General features: G+C 63.4%; 8 protein-coding genes. 7 read left to right on the forward strand and 1 reads right to left on the reverse strand.

The genetic code is table 11. The annotated features are described in order from the left end of the window. Position 1: 1 nt before the first annotated feature. Complete coding sequence (locus WEG36_02475) at positions 2 to 475, reverse strand: DUF192 domain-containing protein (protein MEX1256461.1); 474 nt, start codon at positions 473 to 475, stop codon at positions 2 to 4. Between the two features lie 185 nt (positions 476 to 660). On the opposite strand from WEG36_02475, the gene WEG36_02480 reads away from it, so the two are divergent. The 7 genes from WEG36_02480 (at position 661) to WEG36_02510 (ending at position 6,286) form a co-directional block, all read left to right on the forward strand. Beyond that, positions 661 to 918, forward strand: coding sequence for a Trm112 family protein (locus WEG36_02480; GenBank protein MEX1256462.1), 258 nt, complete (start codon positions 661 to 663; stop codon positions 916 to 918). Between the two features lie 106 nt (positions 919 to 1,024). Then, positions 1,025 to 2,278: a cytochrome c oxidase subunit II gene (gene coxB / locus WEG36_02485; protein MEX1256463.1), complete on the forward strand. Its 1,254-nt coding sequence runs from the start codon at positions 1,025 to 1,027 to the stop codon at positions 2,276 to 2,278. Between the two features lie 37 nt (positions 2,279 to 2,315). After that, positions 2,316 to 4,142: a cytochrome c oxidase subunit I gene (ctaD, locus tag WEG36_02490; protein MEX1256464.1), complete on the forward strand. Its 1,827-nt coding sequence runs from the start codon at positions 2,316 to 2,318 to the stop codon at positions 4,140 to 4,142. Between the two features lie 12 nt (positions 4,143 to 4,154). After that, entirely contained in the window at positions 4,155 to 4,754 is a 600-nt protein-coding gene (locus tag WEG36_02495) for a cytochrome c oxidase subunit 3 (protein MEX1256465.1), read from the forward strand. Between the two features lie 20 nt (positions 4,755 to 4,774). Further along, complete coding sequence (locus WEG36_02500; protein MEX1256466.1) at positions 4,775 to 5,110, forward strand: cytochrome C oxidase subunit IV family protein; 336 nt, start codon at positions 4,775 to 4,777, stop codon at positions 5,108 to 5,110. Positions 5,111 to 5,206: 96 nt separating this feature from the next. Beyond that, complete coding sequence (locus WEG36_02505; protein MEX1256467.1) at positions 5,207 to 6,007, forward strand: cytochrome c oxidase assembly protein; 801 nt, start codon at positions 5,207 to 5,209, stop codon at positions 6,005 to 6,007. Between the two features lie 72 nt (positions 6,008 to 6,079). Next, positions 6,080 to 6,286 (forward strand): hypothetical protein, encoded by a 207-nt coding sequence (locus tag WEG36_02510; GenBank protein ID MEX1256468.1) that lies wholly within the window; start codon positions 6,080 to 6,082, stop codon positions 6,284 to 6,286. The last annotated feature ends 41 nt before the right edge of the window (positions 6,287 to 6,327 follow it).

The raw sequence follows: 6,327 nt of genomic DNA on the forward strand, positions 1-6,327 counted from the left end.
GTCAGTTCGGGCCGTAGATGACCTGAGCGCGGCTCCCAACCGCGACTCCGTGGTCCGCGAACCAACCCTGCTCGACTTCGAGGGCGAACATGGCGGGGGCCGCGGAGGTGTGCATGATCTCCGTCCGGGGCTCCATCTGTTGGATGTCCACAACCTCGTAAAGACGGTTCAGGAAGGCGATGTCGAGGGGGATGTCCGTGTCTTTCATCCAAAAGGAGCGTATCGTCTCATTCTGGAAGACGAAGAACATACCGCCGTCTTCGGGAAGGTCCGTCCGCCCCATGAGGCCCTGGGAGTGTTCGTCCGAAGTGTCCGCCACTTCGGTGGTGACCGTGTCGTTCCCGAAGATGACGAAGGCGTGATCCGCTGGAGGAATTGGGAGGTTCCCCCCCGGGTGGACGCCGGCATCCACCCCCTCGCAGGCGGCGAGAGCGAGGGCGCTGAGGATCCCGAAAGCCAGGCGGGGCGTCTTCATGGTGTGGTGTCGCGGCGCGGGACTCGGGGCGATTGCGGGGGCCCATGCGGGGCCGTCTCTCCGTCGCCCCCAACCTTCCTGCGTGCTAAGTTACCCAACCTCGGTTCGAAGCGCATTCCTTTCCGTGGGCGCCGGGACCTCGCCGGAACCCCTCGGCACGGTTGACACCGACGCGGAGTTGTTCGATGGTGGATCCTGAATTGCTGGAAATTTTGGTGTGTCCGGAGACGAAGGCGTCGGTTCACCTGGCCGAGAAGTCCCTACTCGACCGCGTGAACCTTGAAATAGCCGAAGGGCGCTTGACCACGCGTGGCGGTAAGGCGGTCGCGGAAGAGTTGGAGGCCGGACTGGTCCGAGAGGACGGCCGGCTCCTCTACCCGATCCGGGATGGGATCCCGGTCATGCTCATCGACGAGGCGATTCCTCTCGACGAATTGTCTTGAGGGATCCGCCGGTGAGCGCCGGCCCTTCCCCGTCTCCGATATAATCTCGGTTCAGGCCGGCTCGAGTGGGTCGGCTCGTTGGATGCCGGGTCAGCCCGTACGCGCGATGCTCAGACAACCTCGTCCCTCACGAGAAATCGGTTCGAAGCGCCCCTCGGGGGCGGCCGGCTGGTGCGCGGCCCTCCTCGGCGTCCTGCTCGTCGCGGCATGCGGCGGGGAGGCGGCGTATCCGCAGTCCACGATCCATCCCCAGTCCGACTTCGCCGAAGCGATCCACTCGCTGTACGTGAGCATCTTCTGGTGGACGATGCTCATCCTGGCCGTGGTGTGGACCGTGCTCGCATACGTCCTCGTGAAGTTCCGGGGGAAGGAGGGCGATCCAAAGCCGAGGCAGATCCGCGGCCACATGGGTCTCGAGATCGGATGGACGATCGGGCCCGCGCTGATCGTCATGGCCATCGTGGTTCCGACGATTCAGGCAGTCTTCGCCACCCAGCGGCCGCTCTCCGACGATGCGCTCATCGTGCATGTGACGGGACACCGGTTTTGGTGGCAATTCGAATATCCCGAACAGGGTGTCTCCACGGCGAACGAGCTTCGGCTCCCCCTGGGCCGACCGGTGAGCCTCCGGCTCGAGGCGCGGGACGTCGTGCACTCCTTCTGGATTCCCGCACTCGGCGGGAAGCGTGACCTCGCACCCGAGCCCGCGTTGCGGGAAGGGGAGGGGGAGCCGGGCTATACGTGGATCCACTTCACCCCGACCGTAGCGGGGACATACCTCGGGCAGTGTGCGGAGTTCTGCGGGGAGTCACACGCCTTCATGGGGCTGCGAGCCGTCGTCGCGGCCGAAGCCGATTTCCAGGCGTGGCTCGAGCGGTGGTTGGCGGGTGCCGTGACGGCCTCCGATGCGGAGACTCCCGCGCCGCCCGACTCCGCGGGGCTGGCCGTCACCCAAGTCGCCCCACAGGCTCCGGCCCCACCTCCCGCACAGCCACCCCTCCCCGTGGCCGCGCAGGAAGACCCACTCGTCGCCGCCGGCCGAACCGCCTTCCTGACGCAAAGCACCTGCGTGGCTTGCCACGCGATCAACGGGACGACGGCCCAGGGGCGTGTCGGTCCGAATCTCACTCTTTTCGGGGCTCGCGGAAGCATTGGCGCGGGACGCCTACCGAATACTCCGGAGAACCTCGCCCGCTGGATCCGCGACCCCCAGAGTGTGAAGCCCGGGGCGGAGATGCCCGGAACGCAGGCAATGATGCAAATTCCCCGCGGGCGCGACCAGATGTACTCCTGGCCCGCCACGGGTCTCAGCGAGGAGCAGGTGACCGCCGTGGCGGCCTTCCTCTCCAGTCTCAGGTAACCGGTCGGACGACGCCGCCAGAGAGGAAGACGAGATCATGTCGTCGGTAGCGACTACACCTTCCGTCGTGCGCCACGAGGCCACCGGCCTCTGGAGCTGGATTACGACGGTGGATCACAAGCGGATTGCGATTATGTATTTCGTAACCGCCTCCGTCTTCTTCCTCGTGGGCGGGTTCGAAGCGCTCTTGATGCGTATCCAGCTGGCCCGCGCCGACAACGACTTCGTTTCGGCGGAGGTCTTCAACCAGCTTTTCACGATGCACGGCACCACGATGGTCTTCCTCGTGGCGATGCCGATGGCCGTGGCCTTCTTCAACTTCGTCGTCCCCCTCCAGATCGGTGCGAGAGATGTCGCCTTCCCGCGGCTGAACGCGTTCTCATACTGGATCTTCCTCTTTGGGGGACTCTACATGAACTCGTCGTTCCTCTTCGGAGCGGCGCCGAACGCGAGTTGGGTTGGATATGCGACACTGACTTCGACTACGTATTCGCCCGGGCGAAACGTGGACTTCTGGTTCATCGGGCTTTCGATCATCGGAATCGCGTCGATCGCCGGGGGCGTGAACTTCATCACGACGATCCTGAACCTGCGCGCGCCCGGGATGAAGCTGATGCGGATGCCGCTTTTCACCTGGATGACCTTGGTGACGAGCTTCATCCTCATCACCGCGATCCCCGTGATCGCGGTGGCCCTCGCTCTTCTGGGCTTCGACCGGGTCTTTTCGACGAACTTCTTCAACCCGGCCGCCGGCGGCGACCCGATCCTCTGGCAGCACCTCTTTTGGATCTTCGGGCACCCCGAGGTCTACATCCTGGTTCTCCCCTCGTTCGGGGTGATCTCGGATGTCATCCCGACTTTCTCCAAGAAGCCGCTCTTCGGATACCCGATCGTCGTCTACGCCGGAATCCTGATCGGATTCATCGGTTGGGGAGTGTGGAGCCACCACATGTTCACGGTGGGGCTCGGGCCGATCGCCGACTCCTTCTTCGTCGCCGCCACGATGATCATCGCCATCCCGACGGGGGTGAAGATCTTCAACTGGTTGGGGACGATGTGGGGAGGGTCGCTCCGATTCACGACTGCGATGCTCTTCTCCGTCGGACTCGTTGCGGTCTTCACCGTCGGCGGGCTTTCAGGGATCATGCACGCGTCGGCGCCGGTGGACCTTCAGCAGCACGATTCGTACTTCGTGGTCGCGCACTTCCATTACGTGATCGTGGGGGGCGCGATGATGGGGCTCTGGGCCGGGCTTTACTACTGGTTCCCGAAGGCGACCGGACGATTTCTGAACGAGACGCTCGGGAAGTGGCATTTCTGGACCACGATGATCGGGTTCAACCTGACCTTCTTCCCAATGCATTTTGCGGGTCTTTTCGGGCTTCCCCGGAGAGTCTTCACCTATCCGGCGGAGCTGAACGTCGAGTCTTTCAACCTGCTTTCGACGGTGGGGGCGTTCATCTTCGGGTTCTCTGCGCTCATCATGATGTGGAATCTTCTGGTGAGCGCCCGCAAAGGGGAGCGCGCGGGCCCCAACCCCTGGGGGGCGCCGCACTTGGAATGGTCGATCCCGTCACCCCCGCATCACTACAATTTCGTTGGGATTCCGACCGTGAAGAGCCGAGAGCCGCTCTGGAACGAGGAGGAACGGAGGGAGATCGAGGCGGTCACCATGAAGGAAGGCGGCCCGGAGCCGGTGATGCCGAGCCCCTCATTCTGGCCCCTTCTCCTCGCGGCCGCGGTGACGCTCGCGTGGGGGCTCGTCATGACGGGGACCTGGTGGATCATCGTCCTGGGGGTTCTGCCGGTGGCGTTCTGCCTCTTCATGTGGGCCTTCGAGCCGGCCTTTCCCGATGGGCACTGAGGCGGCGGAACCATGAGCCACGTTTCGACGGCGCAGCCTGGCGACCACGGATACACGGCCACGGGGGTCTCGAGCTGGAAGCTCGGATTCTGGACCTTCATCGCCTCCGAGTGTCTCTTTTTCGGGACTCTGATCTCGACTTATATGGTCTACAAGGGGCAGGCGGTGGTCGGCCCCTATCCGGAGGATCTGTTCAACATCCTCCTGACGACCACAAGCACGACGATCCTCCTCTTCAGCTCGCTTGCGATGGTGCTTGCCCTGGACGCCGTCCAGCGTGCGCTGAACGGCCGGGCGATTTTCTGGCTTGCCATGGTCATGGCGATGGGTCTCGCCTTCATCGGAATCGAGGCGTGGGAATACACCCACTTCATCCATGAAGGGCTCACGATCACCTCGAGCACCTTCGGGTCGTCGTATTACGTCCTGACCGGGACGCACAAGGTGCATGTGGCGGTGGGGGTCATCTGGATGGGGACGCTCGCGATCCAGATCGCGCGCGGGAAGATTCCGCCGGCCAAGGCCGAACAGGTGGAGATCGCGGGGCTCTACTGGCACTTCGTGGACATCATCTGGATCGTGATCTTCACCCTCGTTTACCTGATCAGCTGATCGGAAGCGGAGCGAGCGAGATGCGCGAAGAGCCGATGGGGACCAGCGTGGAACACGGGGACGGGCATAAGAGCCACCCTTCGGTCTCTTTCTACGTCCTGATCGGGGTCATTCTGTCTGTGGTGACCGGGATCGAGGTGGCGATCTACTACATGCCGGCGTTCGAAACGGCGGCGACCCCCCTCCTGGTGCTCCTCTCCGCCGCGAAGGTCGTCTTGGTGATCATGTTTTTCATGCATCTGAAGATGGATCACCGCTCGCTCACCTGGATCTTCATTTGCGGGGCGGCGCTGGCGGCCTTCATGGTGAGCGCACTCGTCGTGCTCTACCATTTCCTCCCGCAACTGCAGAGCTAACGGATCGGGGCGAAGCCTTTCGAGGGATTTCCCAGCAGTTCTTCCCGGGACCTCGTGCCGCAGGGCGGCACGGGGTGACAGTCCGCCGGTGACTCCATGAGCGTATCCCCCAGCATTCTCATCGGGTGTATGTACCTCCTCGTGGGGTACCTCCTGGCCGTGGGTCCGGCCCGCCGGCGATTCGGCTGGAGCTCGGAGTCCGCATCCTCCGCGAGAGTTGCATCGTGGGTCGCCGCCCTTCTCGTGATCTTTTTTTCGCTGAACGGGCCGCTGCACGAGTGGGCGGACGAGTATCTCTTCTCCGCCCACATGGTGCAGCACCTCCTCCTCATGTTGGTGATGCCCCCCTTCCTCATCTGGGGGCTTCCGCCCTGGCTGATCCGGAAGGCACTGGAGTGGCGCCCGGTCTACCTCGCCGGCCGAGTCCTCACGCACCCGGGAGTCGCCTTCGTCGCCTACAACGCGGTTTTCATCTTCTGGCACCTTCCGCAGAACTACGACCTGGCCCTGATGGATCACGGCATCCACATCGGCCAACACCTGAGCTTCATGGCCGTAGCCGTCATGATGTGGTGGCCCGTCGTGAATCCAGTGGAAGAGCTGGAGAGGATTCCGACGGGGCCCCTCCTCATGGGGTATGTCTTTCTCTTCGGGATTCCGGGGACGGTGATCTCCGCCTTCATCACGCTGTCGGACTCGACGCTCTATCGCTGGTACGCGGCGGCTCCCCGCGTCACGGGGCTTTCCGCCCTCGATGACCAGCGTCTGGGGGGCCTCATCATGTGGATTCCGGGGATGTTGATCTTCTGGGCTGCCATCACCGCCGTTTTCTTCCGGTGGACGAAGGACGAATATCGGTCCTGGAGGGAGGATCCGGAGGCGCCGTCTCCGCTCTGACGGGTCGCTGAAACCGCACCAGTGGCGCTACATTTCTTCCCTTCTCAACCGGACAACGCAGCGGAGGCACTGATGTCGCTCATTCCCTTCCACCGAGGGCTCATCACCGTCGCGATCTTCTTTTGCTTCGGTTACGGAGCTTGGGAGATCGTCGGATTTGGGCGGACGGGGGCCATCGGATCCCTCACCATTGGAACGGTGTTTCTGGCCCTCGGTGTGGGACTCGTCCTCTACCTGCGGCGGCTGAACCGATTCCTCGGGTACGACGCCCGCGAGTAAGGCCGGCGGAAAAAAAGCTCGAAGGGTGGGGGGGGGGGGGG

Source organism: Gemmatimonadota bacterium (assembly GCA_040882465.1).
GTDB lineage: Bacteria > Gemmatimonadota > Gemmatimonadetes > Longimicrobiales > Gaopeijiaceae > JBBEBG01.